This is a genomic window from Streptomyces sp. NPDC004561 (assembly GCF_053602155.1).
Window position 1 is genome coordinate 1 of the sequence record NZ_JBSGDB010000187.1, and the last position, 16,286, is coordinate 16,286.

The following is a 16,286-nucleotide window of genomic DNA, read 5'->3' on the forward strand; positions in this document are numbered from 1 at the left end:
CCCCGGCGCCCCCCCCCCCCGACGCCACCGGGGCACCGGGCGGGCCTTATGCCCGGGCCGCCCGCGGGGGCGTCGGGCGCCCCCACCGCCTCACCCGGAGGGGCCGCCGGACCACCGGACGAGACCGTCAGCCGGTCGTCAGCCCGCGGTCAGCGCCCCCTGCCACTGTTGTTCCTGTGACCGGCACGGGGAACCGGAACCGGTCACGGGGAGAGGTGCCCGGAGTGGCTTATCGGGGACCAACGAGCACGCCTCACGGTCGGGCCCCACGGGGTCCACGCAGGTTCAAATCCTGCCCTCTCCGCCACCGGAACGGCCGACTAAAATGGACCATGGCATCGCGTGCCGGTCACCGACCGGGTGAGGCATGGAGGTGCCAGGAGATGCCCCGGAGGCATTCCTTGTCGGTCGAGTTGAACCACACGATCATTCACGCCCGGGACAACCGGGAGTCCGCCCGCTTCTTCGCGGAGCTTCTGGACCTGGACATCACGGCGGAGTGGGGCCCGTTCATAGCCGTCGGTCTGAGCAACGGCGTCACGCTGGACTTCGCCACCGTCCCCGAGGACACGATCACCCCTCAGCACTACGCCTTCCTGGTCTCCGAGGAGGAGTTCGACGCGGCGTACACCCGCATCACCGAACGCGGCATCGAGCACTACGCCGACCCGCACCGCCGGCACCCCGGCGCCATCAACCACAACGACGGCGGCCGGGGCGTGTACTTCATGGATCCGGCCGGTCACGCCATGGAACTGCTCACGGTTCCGTACGGGGGCTGGCCGGCCTAGGCCGGGACCGGGGCGAGGCGGGCCGAAGTCGCCCGCAGCGGCGAGCTGCACTCGGTGCCCACCCTGGCCCGTCCCCGCGCACGAGCCGCCGCGTAGGCGGGGAGTTCTAGGCGGCGAACGCGTTGAGGCCCGTCAGGTCCGCCGAGAGGTCCCAGAGCCGGGCCGCCTGCTCCGGGTCGATCGCCCAGTCCTTGACCCCGACGCGCTCGTCCCGCGGCGCGGGCTCGGCGATGTCGCAGTCCTCCAGGTAGACGCCGCCGAGCCCGTCCAGCTGGGGCGAGGTCGCCGCCCACACCTGGGTGGCCGCACCCTGCTGCGGGGTCTTGAAGCCCTCGGGGTTGAGCACGTTGCCGTCCTCGTCGATCCAGCCGCGCTCGACCATCTCCTCCTTGGGCAGGTGCCGTTGGAGCGGGGTGATGATGCCGCCGGGGTGCAGGGCGAAGGCGCGGACGCCCGCGTCGCGGCCGAGCCTGTCGAGCTGCACGGCGAACAGGACGTTGGCGGTCTTGGCCTGGCCGTACGCCTCCCACTTGTCGTAGCCCTGCCGCCAGTGGACGTCGTCCCAGCGGATGCCGGAGTAGTGGTGGCCGCGGGAGGAGACGGAGACGACCCGGGCGCCGCCGGGTGCGATCGCGGGCCACAGACGGTTGACGAGGGCGAAGTGGCCGAGGTGGTTGGTGGCGAACTGGGCCTCCCAGCCGGGCCCGACCCGGGTCTCCGGGCACGCCATGACGCCGGCGCTGTCGATCACGATGTCGATGGTCCGTCCGGAGGCGAGGAACCGCTCGGCGAAGCCGCGCACGCTCTCCAGGTCACCGAGGTCCAGCTCGTCCAGCTCGGTGCCGGGGATGCCGGCCAGGGCCTGCTCGGCGGTGGCCGGGCGGCGGGCGGGCACCACCACGTGGGCGCCGGCCTTGGCGAGTGAGCGGGTGGTCTCCAGGCCGAGGCCCGAGTAGCCGCCGGTGACCAGGGCGAGCTTCCCGGTCAGGTCGATGCCCCGCAGGACGTCGTCGGCGGTGCTCGTCGCGCCGAAACCGGATCCGATCTTGTGCTGTGCAGTGCTCATGTCCGAAACGGTACGGATTCGAGTGCTCTTGAAGTCAAGCCGGACCTGAGCCGCACGGGCGGGAGGAGGCCCCGGCCGTCGCTCGGTCCGGCAGGTTGCCGGACGGTGGAGCGGCGGACCGGGGCCGGTCGGGGATCAGCTGAGTGTGAGGGCGGTGTCGTCGAGGACGAACGAGGTCTGGAGGGACTGGTCCTCGGTGCCGGTGAAGGTCAGGGTGACGTTCTGCCCGGCGAGGGAGGAGAGGTCGAGGGTCTTCTGGGTGTAGCCCGTGGCGGCGTCGAGGTTGGAGTAGGTCGCGAGCGTGGTTGCGCCCGCCTTGACGGTGAGCTTGTCGTAGGCGGTGGAGCCGGTCGTCTCCGCGGTGTCGATGTGCAGGTAGAAGCTGAGGGCGGCCTTGCAGCCGGAGGGGATCGTCACGGACTGCGAGAGGGTGTCGGTGTGCGAGGATCCGTAGCCGTCCAGCCACGCGTCCCACGTACCGCCGTGCGGGGGCTCGCCCTGTGAGCCGTACTGCCCGATGACGCCCGAGGAGGCGGACCACACCGTGTTGCCGGACTCGAAGCCCGGGTTTCCGAACTTCTGGCCGGTGCTGGTGCAGGTCCCGCCGCCGGCCGGGGCGACCGTCCAGGTGAAGGTGGTGGAGCCGGTGGCGCCCGTGTCGTCCGTGGCGGTGGCGGTCACGTGGTACGTGCCGGCGGTGCTGGGTGTGCCGGAGATCAGGCCGGTGCCGGAGGCGATGGCCAGGCCGGGCGGCAGTCCGGTCGCACTGTAGGTGAGCTTGGCGGACGACGAGGAGTCGGTGGCGGTGATCTGCAGGCTCGCCACGGTGCCGACGGTGCCGGTCCGGTCGCCCGGGTTGGCGACCGTGACGGTGTTGCCCGGCTGGCCGCCGCCGATCGGCAGGCCCCCGGTCGGCGCGTACATCGCCACGTCGAAGGTGCTGCCGCTGGGGGCGTGGGCGACGGGGATCACGGTGACGGCGTTGCCGCCGGACAGGACGGACGTCGATATGTAGTCGCCGAACATCCGGCCCTGTGAGGTGTTCGGCAGCCATGCGAGCGTCATGGGGCCGGCGAGCTGGGTCGGCGTCGTCCAGGTGGCGCCGCCGTCGGCGGAGGAGACGTAGCCGGCGTCGAGCTGGCAGGTGGTGTCCGTGCAGGAGGCGTTCGGGTAGTAGTAGTACGTCAGCCCGAGGCGGGCGGTGTTGCCGGAGCTGCTGGGGTCCACGCCGATGCCGGGCACGAAGTGGTCGGCCGTGCTGCCCACCGCGTCGATCGGCACGCGGGTGGGCGAACCCCACGAGGTGCCGTCCGTCGAGGTCGCCATGATGATGTCGTTGCCGGCGCAGTTGGCGCGGAAGCGGCAGTCGGACCAGACCACGTAGACCCGGCCGGAGGCGTCGATCTCCGCGGACGGCAGGGGGCCTTCGCGCAGGGTGTCCAGCCGCGACATGTCGGCGGCGTCGTCCTCCAGACCGGAGACGGGGTGGTGCGAGACCGTGGCGATCTGCACGCTGGATCCCCAACTTCCGCCGCCGTCGGTGGAGGTGAAGGATCGTTCGCTGTCCTCGGTGGCGGAGGAGAACGGTACGACGACGGTCCCGTCGGACTGCACGACCGGCTGTCCGCCGAGCCCGCTCGGGCTGTCGGCCGGGCTGCGCTGGGCGCCCCAGGTGGCGCCGCCGTCGGTGGAGGTCTTCATGTGCTCGGCGTCACCGGCGTTGGCGTCGTCGTACTCGGTGTAGCAGTGGCCGTAGTACGGGCTGGACGGGTGGTTGTCGCAGACCGTCCAGTTCTTGTCGTCGAAGGTGCCGGTGGAGAGGGTGACCGGGGCGCTCCAGGTGTGGCCGCCGTCGGTGGAACGGCTCAGGTCGACGTCCACGTTGTTCCCGGAGCCGATGCCGAGCCACGAGACCATCCACACCCCGTCCTTGGCGTCGTAGGCCACGGAGGCGTCACTGGCTGCGGAGTAAGGGCCACCGGTGTTCGTCGTGGAGCCGGGCAGGAAGCCGTGCGTCCAGGTCTGCCCGCTGTCGGTGGAGGTCGCCCACCCGATGTTGGAGGCTCCGCCGCCGGAGACCCGGCCGACCTGGAAGGCGGCGACGACGGTGCTGCCGAAGCTGTAGGTGTCCGGCTCGACCTCGGTGGCGTGCTGGGCCTGCGAGTCGGCGTACGGGTCGCTGCTGACCTGGGCGAGCGTGGGGGCTGCGACGTGGGGGGCCGCTAAGACGGTGCCGGAGGCGGGGGAGGTCGCGAAGGCGGGGGTGGCGAATGCCGTCGCCGCGGCCAGAGCGCCGATGAGCAGGGGGATTCTTGGTCTTGCCCGTCTGGACATGTCTCTCCTGGCAGTGTGTGGGTGTGGGCCGCTGCCGTACGGGACAGCGGGATACCGGCGACAGCGGCGACGCCGAGGCGTCGGCGGATGCGTGTCGTTCCCGGTGTGCGGCGCGACTGCGACGGCTCGACCTCGGCCGGCGTGGCGGGCGCAGCCCGAGTCACGCCGTCAAGCCAGGTGTTCGGTCGTCCTGATCAGCCGTCGGCCGGCGTCGTGGGCTTCGCTCGTGCCCTTCCGCCGCTCGAAGTCGTCGCGCCGGTGGTGGCCGCACTCCTGCTGGGTGCGGCGGTGGGGCGTCTTCGGCCAGGTGTGGAGCGTGACACTGAACATCCCTTCAGGCAGCCGGGGTTGGCCCGGCGGTGGGGGTGAAGGACGTTCGCGCGACGTGCACGCGTGTTCGCAAGCCGGAGTCTGGACCCGTACATGACACCATGCAAGGGGTGGCACCGACTCCGTTGAGAGGTCGAGCATCGAGGGAGCGGACCCGAACGGTCAGGGCAGCAGCCGCTGTTCCTTCGCCACGGCGACCGCGCCCGCACGGGTGTCGACACCGAGTTTGTCGTAGATGCGGCGCAGATGGGCCTTGACCGTGGCCTCGCTGATGTAGAGGGCGCGGGCGATGGCGTGGTTGGGCAGGCCCCGGGCGAGCTGGGCGAGGATGTCGCGTTCGCGTGGGGTGAGGGCGGGGCGCGGGTTGCGCAGCCTCGACATGACGCGGTCGGCGACCGGGGGCGAGAGCGCGGGACGGCCCTGGGCGGCCGCGTGGATCGCGGTGAAGAGGTCCTCGGCGCGCTCGGCCTTGAGCAGATAGCCCGTGGCGCCCGCCTCTACGGCGCGGGTGACGTCGGCATCGGTGTCGTAGGTGGTCAGGACCAGTACGTGCGGGGCGAGAGCGGTCGCGCGCAGCCGGCGGGTGGTCTGCGGCGCCGCCCTGGCCGTCGCCGGTGCGGGTGTCGTCGGTACGGTCGCCGCCAGCGCCGCCGACTCCCCCGCCGCCACGCCCACCGCCGCGCCCGTGGCGGCCCGCGACCTCACGCAGAGCACGCATCTCACCCTGGACGCCGCGGAGAAGGCGGCGCGGGGCGCGGTGGACGCCCGGAGAAGGACGGGCGGCAGGTGTCGGTGGCCGTCGTCGACCGCAACGGCAACACCCTGGTCACGCTGCGCGGGGACGGGGCGGGCCCCCAGTCGTACGAGTCGGCGGAGCGCAAGGCGTTCACCGCCGTGTCCTGGAACGCGCCACCTCGGAGCCGGCCGGGCGGCTCGCCCAGGCGCCGGCCCTGGAGGACATCCCGGGCACGCTGTTCCTGGCGGGCGGCACCCCGGTGACCGCCAAGGGCGCCCCGGTCGCGGGCATCGGCGTCGCGGGCGCCCCGTCCGGCGACCTGGACGAGAAGTACGCCCGGGCGGGAGCGGCGACGCTCGGCCGCTGAGCCCTGCCGGTGGGGGTAAGCCGGACCGGGCCGTGGACATCGACGGCGCTCGGCCGCTCGGCCCTGCCGGCCGGGACGGGGCGGACCGGGCCGTGGACACCGACGGCGCTCGGCCGCTGAGCCCCGCCGGACGGGACGGGCCGGACCGGGCCGTGGACACCGACGGCGCTCGGCCGCTGAGCCCTGCCGGCCGCCCGTCGGGACGGGCCGGGCCGGTGGACACCGGCGGCGTCGGCCGGATCACTCAGGTCGACGCCGCTGCTCGGTCCCCGTCCTCTCGGACGGCCACCCCCGATACCGCACGGCTGCGGCGCGCGGCCCCGGCCGCCCGCCGCTCAGACGCCGCTCAGCTGCCGGTCAGGAAGGCTTCACCGCCGAGACCGCGGTCGCGGTGACGGTGTTGTCGCACTCGGCGAACTCACCGTCCGAGAGGGCGACCTGGTGCGCGCCCGAGCCGGGCAGTCCGACCACGAGCGTGGGGTAGACGGCGGGCTTCGCGCCGGACACGCAGTAGCCGTCGCCCTCTCCCTGGACCTGGACGAAGGTCAGCTTCACCCACGCCTTGCCGCCCGGCGCGAGGCGCACGGCCGACGCGACGCCCTTGGGAGTGACCTTCAGCGGGCGGTTGTGCCCGGGGGATCCGTTGCCCGCCCCGGCCACCGACGGGTGGCCCCGCAGGACGCAGGTGTGTCCGGAGACGTTGGTGAACTCGACGACCGCCGCGCCCGTGCCGGTGCCCTCCGGGCGGTGGGCCGCCTGGTAGGCCTTCGCGTCCACGGCCGACAGCGCACACGTCGGCGCCGTACCGGCCGCGGAGGTGTGGGCGGCGGGAGAGACCGGGGCGGCCGAAGCGGTCGACGTGCCGCCACCGGAGGATCCCGAGGTCGCCGCGGCCGTCGGGGCGGGGCCGGTGGTGGAAGTGTGCGAGGGGGTGGAGGCCGGGGCCGGGGAGGACGTCCCGGCCGCCCCGTCGTCGCCTCCCGGCCCGCACGCGGTCAGGGACAGGGCGGCGGCGATCACGGCGGTCGCCGAGGCGGCTAGGCGGATGGTGGTGCGGTGGTGCATGAGGTCCCCCGAGGTCGGTGTGCGTGGTTCGACCGGCTCCGTGCCGGTGCTCACCGACGGAGACAGCGCCCGCGGACCTCGGGTTTCCGCTGTGGATCGCCTGTGACCATCGTGGATCTTCTGTGACGGTTCCGGGACAGACGGCCGGTTCCCAGGACGGCGAAGGCGTCCGGACCGACCCGGGGGGGCCGGTCCGGACGCCTTCCGAGCGGTGATCAGACCAGGTCGAACCGGTCCAGGTTCATGACCTTGTCCCAGGCGGCGACGAAGTCCTTCACGAACTTCTCCTTCGCGTCGTCGGAGGCGTAGACCTCGGCGATCGCGCGCAGCTCGGAGTTGGAGCCGAAGACGAGGTCGGCGCGGCTGCCGGCCCACTTCAGCTCGCCGGTGACGGCGTCACGGCCCTCGAACGCGGTCTGGTCCTCGGAGGTCGACTTCCACACCGTGCCCATGTCGAGCAGGTTGACGAAGAAGTCGTTGGTGAGGACGCCCGGCGTGTTGGTGAGGGCGCCGAGCTGGGACTGCTGGTGGTTGGCGCCGAGGACGCGCAGACCGCCGACGAGCACCGTCATCTCGGGGGCGCTCAGGCTCAGCAGGTTGGCCCGGTCGACCAGCAGGTACTCGGCCGGCAGGCGGTTGCCCTTGCCGAGGTAGTTGCGGAAGCCGTCCGCGGTCGGCTCCAGCGCCTCGAAGGACTCGGTGTCGGTCTGCTCGTCACCGGCGTCCACGCGGCCCGGGGTGAAGGGCACCTCCACCTCGTACCCGCCCTCCTTGGCGGCCTTCTCGACGGCGGCGACGCCACCGAGGACGATGAGGTCGGCCAGGGAGACCTTCTTGGCGCCGGAGGAGGCGTTGAAGTCCTGCTGGATGCCCTCGAGGGTGCGCATCACCTGGGCCAGCTCGTCAGGCTCGTTGACCTCCCAGCCGCGCTGCGGGTTCAGGCGGATGCGGGCGCCGTTGGCACCGCCGCGCTTGTCGCTGCTGCGGAAGGTGGAGGCGGACGCCCAGGCGGTGCCGACCAGCTGGGACGCCGACAGACCGGAGTCGAGCAGCTTGGTCTTCAGGGTCGCGATGTCGGTCGCGTCGATCAGCTCGCCCTCGCGCTCCGGCAGCGGGTCCTGCCAGATCAGGGTCTCCGCGGGGACCTCCGGGCCGAGGTGCAGCGCCTTCGGGCCCATGTCACGGTGGGTGAGCTTGTACCAGGCGCGGGCGAAGGCGTCCGCGAACTCCTCCGGGTTCTCGTAGAAGCGGCGGGAGATCGGCTCGTAGATCGGGTCGAAGCGCAGCGCCAGGTCGGTGGTGAGCATGCCCGGCGCGATCTTCTTCGACGGGTCGTGGGCGGAGGGCACGGTGCCCTCACCCGCGCCGTCCTTCGGCTTCCACTGCTTGGCGCCCGCGGGGGACTCCGTGAGCTCCCACTCGTATTCGAACAGGATCCGGAAGAAGTTGTTGCTCCACTGGGTGGGCGTGTTGGTCCAGGTGACCTCGAGGCCGGAGCCGATGGCGTCGGCGCCCTTGCCGGTGCCGTGGGTGTTACGCCAGCCGAGGCCCTGCTCCTCGAAGCCCGCGGCCTCGGGGTCGAGGCCGACCGCGTCGGCGGGGCCGGCGCCGTGGGTCTTGCCGAAGGTGTGGCCGCCGGCGATCAGCGCGACGGTCTCCTCGTCGTTCATCGCCATCCGGCGGAACGTCTCGCGGACGTCGCGGGCCGCGGCCAGCGGGTCCGGGTTGCCGTTCGGGCCCTCGGGGTTGACGTAGATCAGGCCCATCTGGACGGCGCCGAGCGGGTTCTCCAGCTCACGGTCGCCGGTGTAGCGCCTGTCGTCCAGCCAGGTGGTCTCGGGACCCCAGTAGACGTCCTCCTCCGCCTCCCAGACGTCCTCACGGCCGCCGCCGAAGCCGAAGGTCGTGAAGCCCATGGTCTCCAGGGCGACGTTGCCGGCGAGGACCATCAGGTCGGCCCAGGAGACCTTCTGGCCGTACTTCTTCTTCACCGGCCACAGCAGGCGGCGGGCCTTGTCCAGGTTGACGTTGTCGGGCCAGCTGTTCAGCGGGGCGAAGCGCTGCTGGCCGGCGCCGGCGCCGCCACGGCCGTCGCTGATGCGGTAGGTGCCCGCGCTGTGCCAGGCCATACGGATGATCAGCGGCCCGTAGTTGCCGAAGTCGGCCGGCCACCAGTCCTGCGAGGTGGTGAGCACCTCGGCGATGTCCTGCTTCAGAGCGGAGAGGTCGACGCCCTGGAAGGCCTCGGCGTAGTCGAACTCCTCACCGAGCGGGTTCGAGACGGGCGGGTTCTTGGCAAGGATCTTCAGGTTGAGCCGCTCCGGCCACCACTGGCGGTTGCCGCCACCCTGGGTCGGGTGCAGGGCCCGGTCGTGCGCGACGGGGCAACCGCCGCTCCCCTCCTCCGACTTCGCGTCTGTGACGATCGCGTCGTGGTTCTCAGTCATGGCAATCCTTCCGAACTGTGCGGAACTCGGTGCTCAGGAACTGCGGCCGGTGGAACAGTCGGGGCACAGGCCCCAGTAGACGACCTCGGCCTCGTCGATGGAGAAGCCGCGGTCGTCGGATGCGGTCAGGCAGGGCGCGTCGCCGACCGCGCAGTCGACGTCGGCGACGGCGCCGCACGAGCGGCACACGATGTGGTGGTGGTTGTCGCCGACGCGTCCCTCGAACCTGGCCGGGTGGCCGGCCGGCTCGATACGGCGTACGAGGCCCGCCGCGGTGAGCGCGTGCACGGCCTCGTAGACGGCTTGCAGGGAGATGTGGCCTACGCGGTCGCGGACCCCGGCGGCGATCGCCTCGACGCCGAGGTGGTCACCGTCCCGGACGGTCTCCAGCAGCGCGACGCGGGCTGCCGTCACGCGCAGGCCGGCACCGCGGAGCTCCTCGGCGGTGGTCGGGGTCGGGGAGGCGGTCATGGGGCCGAACCTACCCTCACAAACACGAAGGGTTCAAGAAAACGAGCAATGCAATTTTGGTCGCGCGCCGACGGCTGGTATTTGCCTCTGCGTGGCTTTTCTCGCCCCGGCGGGGGTGGGCACTCCGGCGGTCGGTCGGGGACATGCACGCATCATGTGGCCCCGGCTCGCCGACGACGGCGCGGCAAGCCGGGGCATCCTCCGATCGAGTGAGCCACCGGTGAAGCAGGGCACGGGCCGGCCGGACAGATCGCGAAAACGCCAGGACGCCGCCCGGGCACCTCAGGCAGACATGGCGGGCAACCTGTCGCACGCTTACGTCCTGGGAGCGACAGGTTTTGGCGGGCCATCCGGCTCGCAGAACCGGTGGTCCGGGTGAAGACCTGCTCAGCACGGTGCTTCGCTCGGAGGCGGGTCGGGTGGGCCCGTCAGGTGGTCAGGTGTCGTTGGAGCCAGTCGGCGGCGGCGCGGCGGAAGAGCCGGCGGTTGTCGGCTCGGAGGAACTCGTGGCCCTCGTCGCGCAGCGTGAGCAGTTCGGCGGTCAGGCCGCGTTCGTGGGCCGCCCGTACGAACTGCTCGGACTCCCCCGGCGGCACATTGGTGTCGTGCTCCCCGTGCACCGCGAGCAGGGGCGCGCGCAGCGCGTCGATGCGGCTCATGGGTGAGAGCTGGTGCAGGAGTTCGCGATCGCGTTCGGGATGGCCGTACTTGTGGGCCGCCGACTGGGCGATCCAGGGCTCGGTGCCCTGGAAGAAGGTCGCGAAGTCCGACATGCCGCACACCGCCACGCCGGTACGGAACAGGTCCGGGTGCCAGACCATGGACGCGAACGTGAGATAGCCGCCGTACGAGCGGCCCATGACCGCCAGCCGCGAGGGATCGGCCGATCCGGCCAGCACCGCGTGGGCGGCGCAGTCCGCCACGTCGTCGATCGCGGCGAAGCGGCCCCTGCCCAGGTCGGCGTCGACGAAGGACCGGCCGTATCCGGACGACCCGCGTACGTCGGGGGCGAAGATGTCCAGTCCTCGCCCCAGGATCTCGTGGTAGAGCGGGTTGAGAACGGGTCGCTCCTGGTCCTCGGGGCCGCCGTGCAGATAGATGACGCAGGGCGCCTGTTCGCCGGGGTTGCGCCCCGGCGCACGGTAGTACCAGCCGTTCAGGGGCAGACCGTCCCGTGCGGACGGGCTGCGGTGGACGGGCCGTACGGGCCGGCGGCCCGGGGGAACGGCGTCCTCGTCCGTTGACGACCAGGGGGTGCGCACCATGGTCACGCCCTCGGGGAGCCACCAGATCCCGGGGCGGCGCTGGGAGCCCGAGAGGGCCAGCAGCAGCCGCCCGGGGCCGGCGTCCGTGATGCGGGTGGCCACTTCGTGCGGCAGGGGCACGGGTCGCCGCGAACCGGCCACCGGCCGGGGCAGTTCGGACACCGGCCGGGGCGAACCGGACACCGTTCGTAGCGAAACGGGCACTGGCTGGGGCGGTTCGGGCTCCGACCCGGTCGTACCGGGCGGGTTCGTGTCGAGGATCTCGACCTCGCTCGCGCCCCGGACGTTCCAGGCGAGGGCGGCGGTCCTGCCGTCGTGGGCGCAGCGCAGCAGTTCCAGGTCGGTGTCCTCGCGGGACGCGCCGACGGACCAGCCGCGCGCCTGCCCTTCCGGGTCCAGTTCGGCGGCGAGGAGGACCGCGAACTCGCGGTGCGCGTTGCTGCGCAGCCACAGGGTGTCCGCGCCGGGTGAGAACGCGCCGATCCACGGGTCGCCGTCGGCCACCGGCATCACGCAGGTCGTCACGTGGTCGGTGGTGCGCAGGACGACGGCCTCGCGCCGCCCGCGCGGTCCCCGGCGCAGCAGCGCCAGCTCGCCGTCACGGCTGAGGTCGCACACGCGCAGCGTCGCCGCGTCCTTCTCGGTGGCGAGCAGGACGGGGGCGGTCACGCCGTCGGGATCGATGAGATAGGCCGACAGCCCGTCGCCGAAGCCGGCCGCCGGGGCGGTCCGCGTCGTGTCGAAGGAGGCGCGGGGTGACGGCAGTCCGGGTTCGCCGTCCGTGAGGGGTGATGACAGTCCGGGTCCGCGGTCGGCATCAGGGGCGGCATCGAGGCGTGCGGCGTCGAGGAGCGCGGCCTCGCCCGTCAGGCCCTGCCAGTCGTGGGGCAGGCGGCCGACGGCCGGGGCGGGGCCGGGCTCTGCCGCGGCGTCGGGGGCGGGTGCGCCGGTGGGGACCGCGACGGTGACCGCGACCGCCGATCCATCGTGCGCCCAGCAGCCCAGATGGGCGGAGCTGCCCGGCTCGGCTCCGGCCATGATGTGCCGGCCGCTGCCGTCGGGGCGTACACACAGCACCCGTGTCTGCTCACCGCCACCGGGCGCCGTGGTGTAGGCGATCCAGTGGCCGTCGGGCGACCAGGCCACCTCCTGGACCGGGTCCGGTCCGTCGTCGAGCAGACGCGGCGCGTCGCCGTCGACGGGCCCCACCCAGAGCTGGGGCACACCGCCGCGGTCGCAGATGAAGGCGGCCTGTGTTCCGGCCGGGTCGGCGGAGGGGTACCAGCAGCCGTGGGCGATGAGCCGCGTCGTCGCGTCGCGCGGTCCGGAGGCGTCCGGGAGCGGGATGCGGGCGGGCGCGGCGAAGGCGGGTCCACGAACTTCCGGGACGGGCGGGGCGGGGCCGTCGGTCCGCATCGGGTGCGCGAAGAGGTGCCTCTCGGCAGCGGCGGCGCCGCTGCCGAGAGTGCCCTCCGTGACGGGTTCCGGTTCCCCGGTCAGATTCCGTGCGTCTGCAGCCATATCTCCAGCAAAGCCACTTGCCACAGCGCGTTCGCGCCGCGCCTGGTGCGGTGTCGGTCGGGGGCCGCCAGCAGTTCGGCGACGTACGAGTCCTGGAAGAGGCCGCGCCGCTTCGCTTCGGGGGCGTCCAGCGCCTCCCGCACCCTTTCCAGGACGGGTCCGGCCATGTGGGTGATCGCCGGGACCGGGAAGTAGCCCTTGGGGCGGTCGACCACCTCGTGGGGCAGCAGTTTGCGGCCGGCCTCCTTCAGGACGCCCTTGCCGCCGTCGGCCAGCTTCAGCTCCGGCGGGCAGGCGGCCGCCAGCTCCACGAGTTCATGGTCCAGGAACGGCACGCGGGCCTCCAGGCCCCAGTCCATGGTCATGTTGTCGACCCGCTTGACCGGATCGTCCACCAGCATGACGTGGGTGTCGAGCCGCAGGGCCGCGTCGAGCGCGGTCTCGGCGCCCGGCGCCGCCATGTGCTCGCGGACGAACCGGCCGGAGACGTCGTCCCGGGTCAGCATGTGCGGTTGCAGTATCGCGGCGAGGTCGGCGTGCGACCGGTCGAAGTACGTCTCGGCATACCTCTCCGGCTCCTCCTCGCGGGCCACGGCGGCCAGTCGCGGGTACCAGTGGTAGCCGGCGAAGACCTCGTCGGCGCCCTGGCCGCTCTGGACGACCTTCACGTTCCTTGCCACCTGCTCGGACAGCAGGTGGAAGGCGACGGCGTCGTGGCTCATCATCGGCTCGCTCATCGCCGCGACCGCCGCTTCCAGGGCCGTCGACACGCCTTGCGAGGGAATGACCAGCTGGTGGTGGTCGGTGGCGAACTCCCGCGAGACCAGGTCCGAGTACCGGAACTCGTCTCCGTCCACGCCGCCTTCCGACTCGAAGCCCACGCTGAACGTCGCGAGGTTCCGCTGCCCCTCGTCGGCCAGCAGCGCCACGATCAGGCTGGAGTCCAGCCCTCCGGAGAGCAGGACGCCGACCGGCACGTCGGCGACCATCCGCCGGCGTACGGCGGTGCGCAGTGCGTCCAGCACCGCGTCCCGCCACTCGGTGGGGCTCATGCCCGCGTGCTCGGGGCGGCGCGTGTACGACGGCTGCCAGTAGCAGTGCTCCTGAGAGGTGCCGTCCGGCTCGACGATCCGCACGGTGGCCGGGGGGAGCTTGCGCACCCCGGCCAGGACGGTGCGGGGTGCGGCCACGGTGGCGTGCCAGCTGAAGTACTGGTGCACGGCGGCCGGGTCGAGCGAGGTGTCGATGCCGCCGGCCGAGAGCAGGGCGGGCAGCGAGGAGGCGAAGCGCAGCCGTCCGGGGGTCTGCGCGAGGTACAGGGGCTTGATGCCGAGCCGGTCGCGTCCGAGGATCAGCCGGCCCGTGCGGTGTTCGACGAGGGCGAAGGCGAACATACCGCGGAAACGGTCGACGCAGGCGGTACCCCACTGCCGGTACGCCTTGAGGACGACTTCGGTGTCGGACGTGGACCGGAACCGGTGGCCGAGGGCCATGAGTTCGGCGCGCAGGTCCTCGTAGTTGTAGATGCACCCGTTGAAGACGCCGGTGAGTCCCTGCCGGGCGTCGGTCATCGGCTGGTCCCCGCGCTCGGAGAGGTCGATGATCTTCAGTCTGCGGTGCCCCAGCGCCACGGCGTCCCGCGACCAGATGCCGTGGCCGTCGGGGCCGCGGGCGGCGAGACGGTCGCTCATGCGCTCGACGGCCGCCAGGTCGGGCCGCGTGCCGTCGAAGCGCATCTCCCCGCTCAGGCCGCACATCCGGCACCACCTCCCCACAGCGTGGACGCGTCACGCGGGTCGCACGGCGGTGAGCTGTGCGCGGGGCCGCCCGTCGGTATGTGGCCGGGACTGGTCGACACGGTGCTACCTCTCCTTTACTGCGAGTTTCGGTTTTTCGACGAGTTGTCGGCGGGAGCTTGTCCGGGAGTGGGTCGGTGTGGGGATCGAACGGCTCGTGTACCCCTCAACGGCCGGCGATCCTCGCCGGGTGGGATCCGGAGGCGTTCGCGGCGGTCCGTCCCGGCAGGGCGACGTGCCGGGCGGGGCCGGCGGCCCGGGGGCGCGGGTGGTCGTCGCCCCGGGTCTCCGCGATCGCCATGTCCGTGCAGGCCAGCAGGTCCTCCCCCGCTGCCGTGCGGCGCATGCGGTGGGCGGCGCTGCCGGCCGCCAGCGCGCCTTCGGCGAGGTCGCGGACCGTGTGCAGGTCTCCGGCGGCCTCCAGCGCCGGGCCCACCCGTCGCAGCAGGCTGCGGACGACCTGGGCCGCGGGCGCCTCGTGCCGGGTCGCGGGATCGATCAGGGTTCCCTCCAGGCCCGACCGCGCGGCCCGCCAGGCAGCGGCACGCAGCCACTCGTGCCGGCCCGCGCAGGCAGGGGCGTCCGCCGCCGCAAGCCGCTCACAGGCTTCGGTCACCAGGCCGCGGAACAGCCCGGCGATCAGCACGACCGTCTCCGCCCGGGGGCAGGCGTCGCAGATGCGCAGTTCGAGGGTCTGCTGGTGGGCACTGGGCCGGATGTCGTAGTAGATCATTCCCGCGTCGCTGATGACGCCGGAGTCGACGAGGCACCGTACCGCCGCGTCGTACTCGGCGGCGTCGGCGAAGCATCCGGGCGGGCCCGCGGTGGGCCAGCGCTGCCACAGCATGGTCCGCCAGCTGGCATATCCGGTGTCGGCGCCCAACCAGAACGGCGAGCTGGCGGACAGGGCCAGCAGCACGTGCAGCCAGGGCGACACCTCGCACATGACGCGTACGGCGAGGTCGCGGTCGGGGACGTCGACGTGGACGTGTGTTCCGCAGATCAGCTGCTCGTCGGCGACCATGCGGTACTCGTCGACCATATGACGGTAGCGGTCGCCCGCGGTGGGGTGTATGTCCGCGGTGCGCGCCAGCGGGACCGTCCCGGCGGCCACCACGGCCAGGCCGTGCGCGGTCGCCGCGGTGTCGAGCCGGCGCCTGGTGCCGACGACATCGCCGTACAGGCCGTCCAGGGAGGCGTGCACACCGCTGTTCGACTCCACGGTCGCCTGCTGCAGCTCGGTCGTGAAGGTCGGTTCGGGAAGTCCGTCCAGCACCGCCTCGGCACGAGGCACGAGCAGACCCGTCTCCACCTCGACGACGTGGAACTCTTCCTCCACTCCGATACGAACGCTCATGTCACTCCAGAGATGGCGGGCGGACGTACGACTGCGTCACCCGGGCCCCGGCCCACCGGTACGCCGACACCGGGCAGTGCACCTCCGACTTCCCGGCTGACTCATGACTAAGCCCTCAATGCTCTATAGAGACGGTTACATCACAGATGAGCGGCCCAACGGCCGTGGCTTCGGGGGCAACGTGGAAGGGGACGAGGGAGCCGTTCTCCGCTCGCGCGAGCCCGGCGCTTTCACGCGGGTCCGCCACTTTCAGACGTACCGGCGGCGCGCACCGTTTCGGCTGGGTGGGACGGGAGCGTTCATGCCTTGGAGGCGGAGACATCCGGTGCCAATGCCGCACGAACAGGATAATCTCTTTCCGTTCGACCCGCCTTTGGGCCGGGCCCCGGCCGGGGCGGTCAGGGAGTGTCGCCGCTCCAGTCGAAGTGGCGGGGATCGCCGGAGCGCGGGTCGTACGTGGTACGACCCCCGGCGCCGAACTTCCCCAACTCGGTCCGGAGGACGACACCGCTGTCTATCCGGTCCTGCGACCAGCCGGTGGTGTCGAGCAGCAGCCCGTCCAGGGGCCCGCCGACCAGTTCGACGTAGCGCTGCCCCGGCCGTGGGCCGGGGTGTTCGGGGTCGTGGCCGTAGACCCGGCCGCGCAGCAGCTGCTCATCGTCACTGTCCATGCCCCCAGCCTCGCAGCCGCCACTGACAGCGCGGGCTCGACCAGCGGCTCAGTGGGCCGGCGGCCGTCC

12 protein-coding genes and 2 pseudogenes are annotated in these 16,286 nt (G+C 72.4%); 3 read left to right on the forward strand and 11 right to left on the reverse strand.

Annotated features, from left to right (window positions below; all coding sequences use genetic code 11):
* Positions 1 to 209: 209 nt before the first annotated feature.
* Positions 210 to 307: pseudogene (locus ACWEN3_RS23655) on the forward strand.
* A 94-nt stretch (positions 308 to 401) separates the two neighbouring features.
* A complete protein-coding gene (locus ACWEN3_RS23660; RefSeq protein ID WP_452974380.1) occupies positions 402 to 791 on the forward strand; it encodes a VOC family protein in 390 nt (129 codons plus the stop codon).
* A gap of 106 nt (positions 792 to 897) precedes the next feature.
* On the opposite strand, the gene ACWEN3_RS23665 is transcribed toward ACWEN3_RS23660, so the two are convergent.
* The 4 genes from ACWEN3_RS23665 to ACWEN3_RS23680 form a co-directional block, all read right to left on the reverse strand.
* Positions 898 to 1,857 (reverse strand): SDR family NAD(P)-dependent oxidoreductase, encoded by a 960-nt coding sequence (locus ACWEN3_RS23665; RefSeq protein ID WP_452974383.1) that lies wholly within the window; start codon positions 1,855 to 1,857, stop codon positions 898 to 900.
* A gap of 135 nt (positions 1,858 to 1,992) precedes the next feature.
* Positions 1,993 to 4,191, reverse strand: a complete 2,199-nt coding sequence (locus ACWEN3_RS23670) for a putative Ig domain-containing protein (protein ID WP_452974385.1) — start codon at positions 4,189 to 4,191, stop codon at positions 1,993 to 1,995.
* 168 nt (positions 4,192 to 4,359) lie between these two features.
* A complete protein-coding gene (locus ACWEN3_RS23675; RefSeq protein WP_452974387.1) occupies positions 4,360 to 4,521 on the reverse strand; it encodes a hypothetical protein in 162 nt (53 codons plus the stop codon).
* Between the two features lie 162 nt (positions 4,522 to 4,683).
* The gene (locus ACWEN3_RS23680; protein WP_452974390.1) at positions 4,684 to 5,235 is read right to left on the reverse strand and encodes a LuxR C-terminal-related transcriptional regulator; all 552 of its coding nucleotides are present in this window, start codon (positions 5,233 to 5,235) and stop codon (positions 4,684 to 4,686) included.
* Between ACWEN3_RS23680 and ACWEN3_RS23685 the strand changes: the two are divergent.
* Positions 5,123 to 5,624: pseudogene (locus tag ACWEN3_RS23685) on the forward strand (GlcG/HbpS family heme-binding protein). The gene ACWEN3_RS23680 and the pseudogene ACWEN3_RS23685 overlap by 113 nt on opposite strands.
* Positions 5,625 to 5,981: 357 nt before the next feature.
* On the opposite strand, the gene ACWEN3_RS23690 reads toward ACWEN3_RS23685, so the two are convergent.
* From ACWEN3_RS23690 to ACWEN3_RS23720, 7 genes are all read right to left on the reverse strand, one after another.
* Positions 5,982 to 6,743 carry a DUF4232 domain-containing protein gene (locus ACWEN3_RS23690; RefSeq protein ID WP_452974393.1) on the reverse strand — a complete coding sequence of 254 codons (762 nt, stop codon included), beginning with the start codon at positions 6,741 to 6,743 and terminating at the stop codon, positions 5,982 to 5,984.
* Between the two features lie 161 nt (positions 6,744 to 6,904).
* The gene (gene katG / locus ACWEN3_RS23695; RefSeq protein WP_452974396.1) at positions 6,905 to 9,136 is read right to left on the reverse strand and encodes a catalase/peroxidase HPI; all 2,232 of its coding nucleotides are present in this window, start codon (positions 9,134 to 9,136) and stop codon (positions 6,905 to 6,907) included.
* A gap of 33 nt (positions 9,137 to 9,169) precedes the next feature.
* A complete protein-coding gene (locus ACWEN3_RS23700) occupies positions 9,170 to 9,607 on the reverse strand; it encodes a Fur family transcriptional regulator (RefSeq protein WP_452974398.1) in 438 nt (145 codons plus the stop codon).
* Positions 9,608 to 10,035: 428 nt separating this feature from the next.
* The gene (locus ACWEN3_RS23705; RefSeq protein WP_452974400.1) at positions 10,036 to 12,393 is read right to left on the reverse strand and encodes a S9 family peptidase; all 2,358 of its coding nucleotides are present in this window, start codon (positions 12,391 to 12,393) and stop codon (positions 10,036 to 10,038) included.
* Positions 12,369 to 14,150: an N-acetylglutaminylglutamine amidotransferase gene (locus ACWEN3_RS23710; protein ID WP_452974403.1), complete on the reverse strand. Its 1,782-nt coding sequence runs from the start codon at positions 14,148 to 14,150 to the stop codon at positions 12,369 to 12,371. Before ACWEN3_RS23710 ends, ACWEN3_RS23705 begins: the two co-directional genes overlap by 25 nt.
* Positions 14,151 to 14,355: 205 nt before the next feature.
* Positions 14,356 to 15,546 carry a carboxylate-amine ligase gene (locus ACWEN3_RS23715; protein ID WP_452974406.1) on the reverse strand — a complete coding sequence of 397 codons (1,191 nt, stop codon included), beginning with the start codon at positions 15,544 to 15,546 and terminating at the stop codon, positions 14,356 to 14,358.
* Positions 15,547 to 15,944: 398 nt separating this feature from the next.
* Positions 15,945 to 16,217: a hypothetical protein gene (locus ACWEN3_RS23720; RefSeq protein WP_452974409.1), complete on the reverse strand. Its 273-nt coding sequence runs from the start codon at positions 16,215 to 16,217 to the stop codon at positions 15,945 to 15,947.
* Positions 16,218 to 16,286 lie beyond the last annotated feature (69 nt).

Excerpts from the sequence above, each read along its gene's own strand:
- ACWEN3_RS23715 (WP_452974406.1), bottom strand. The coding sequence starts at position 15,546 with ATGAGCGTTCGTATCGGAGTGGAGGAAGAGTTCCACGTCGTCGAGGTG.
- ACWEN3_RS23720 (WP_452974409.1), bottom strand. The coding sequence starts at position 16,217 with ATGGACAGTGACGATGAGCAGCTGCTGCGCGGCCGGGTCTACGGCCAC.
- ACWEN3_RS23670 (WP_452974385.1), bottom strand. The coding sequence starts at position 4,191 with ATGTCCAGACGGGCAAGACCAAGAATCCCCCTGCTCATCGGCGCTCTG.
- ACWEN3_RS23675 (WP_452974387.1), bottom strand. The coding sequence starts at position 4,521 with ATGTTCAGTGTCACGCTCCACACCTGGCCGAAGACGCCCCACCGCCGC.
- ACWEN3_RS23705 (WP_452974400.1), bottom strand. The coding sequence starts at position 12,393 with ATGGCTGCAGACGCACGGAATCTGACCGGGGAACCGGAACCCGTCACG.
- ACWEN3_RS23700 (WP_452974398.1), bottom strand. The coding sequence starts at position 9,607 with ATGACCGCCTCCCCGACCCCGACCACCGCCGAGGAGCTCCGCGGTGCC.
- ACWEN3_RS23665 (WP_452974383.1), bottom strand. The coding sequence starts at position 1,857 with ATGAGCACTGCACAGCACAAGATCGGATCCGGTTTCGGCGCGACGAGC.
- katG (WP_452974396.1), bottom strand. The coding sequence starts at position 9,136 with ATGACTGAGAACCACGACGCGATCGTCACAGACGCGAAGTCGGAGGAG.
- ACWEN3_RS23710 (WP_452974403.1), bottom strand. The coding sequence starts at position 14,150 with ATGTGCGGCCTGAGCGGGGAGATGCGCTTCGACGGCACGCGGCCCGAC.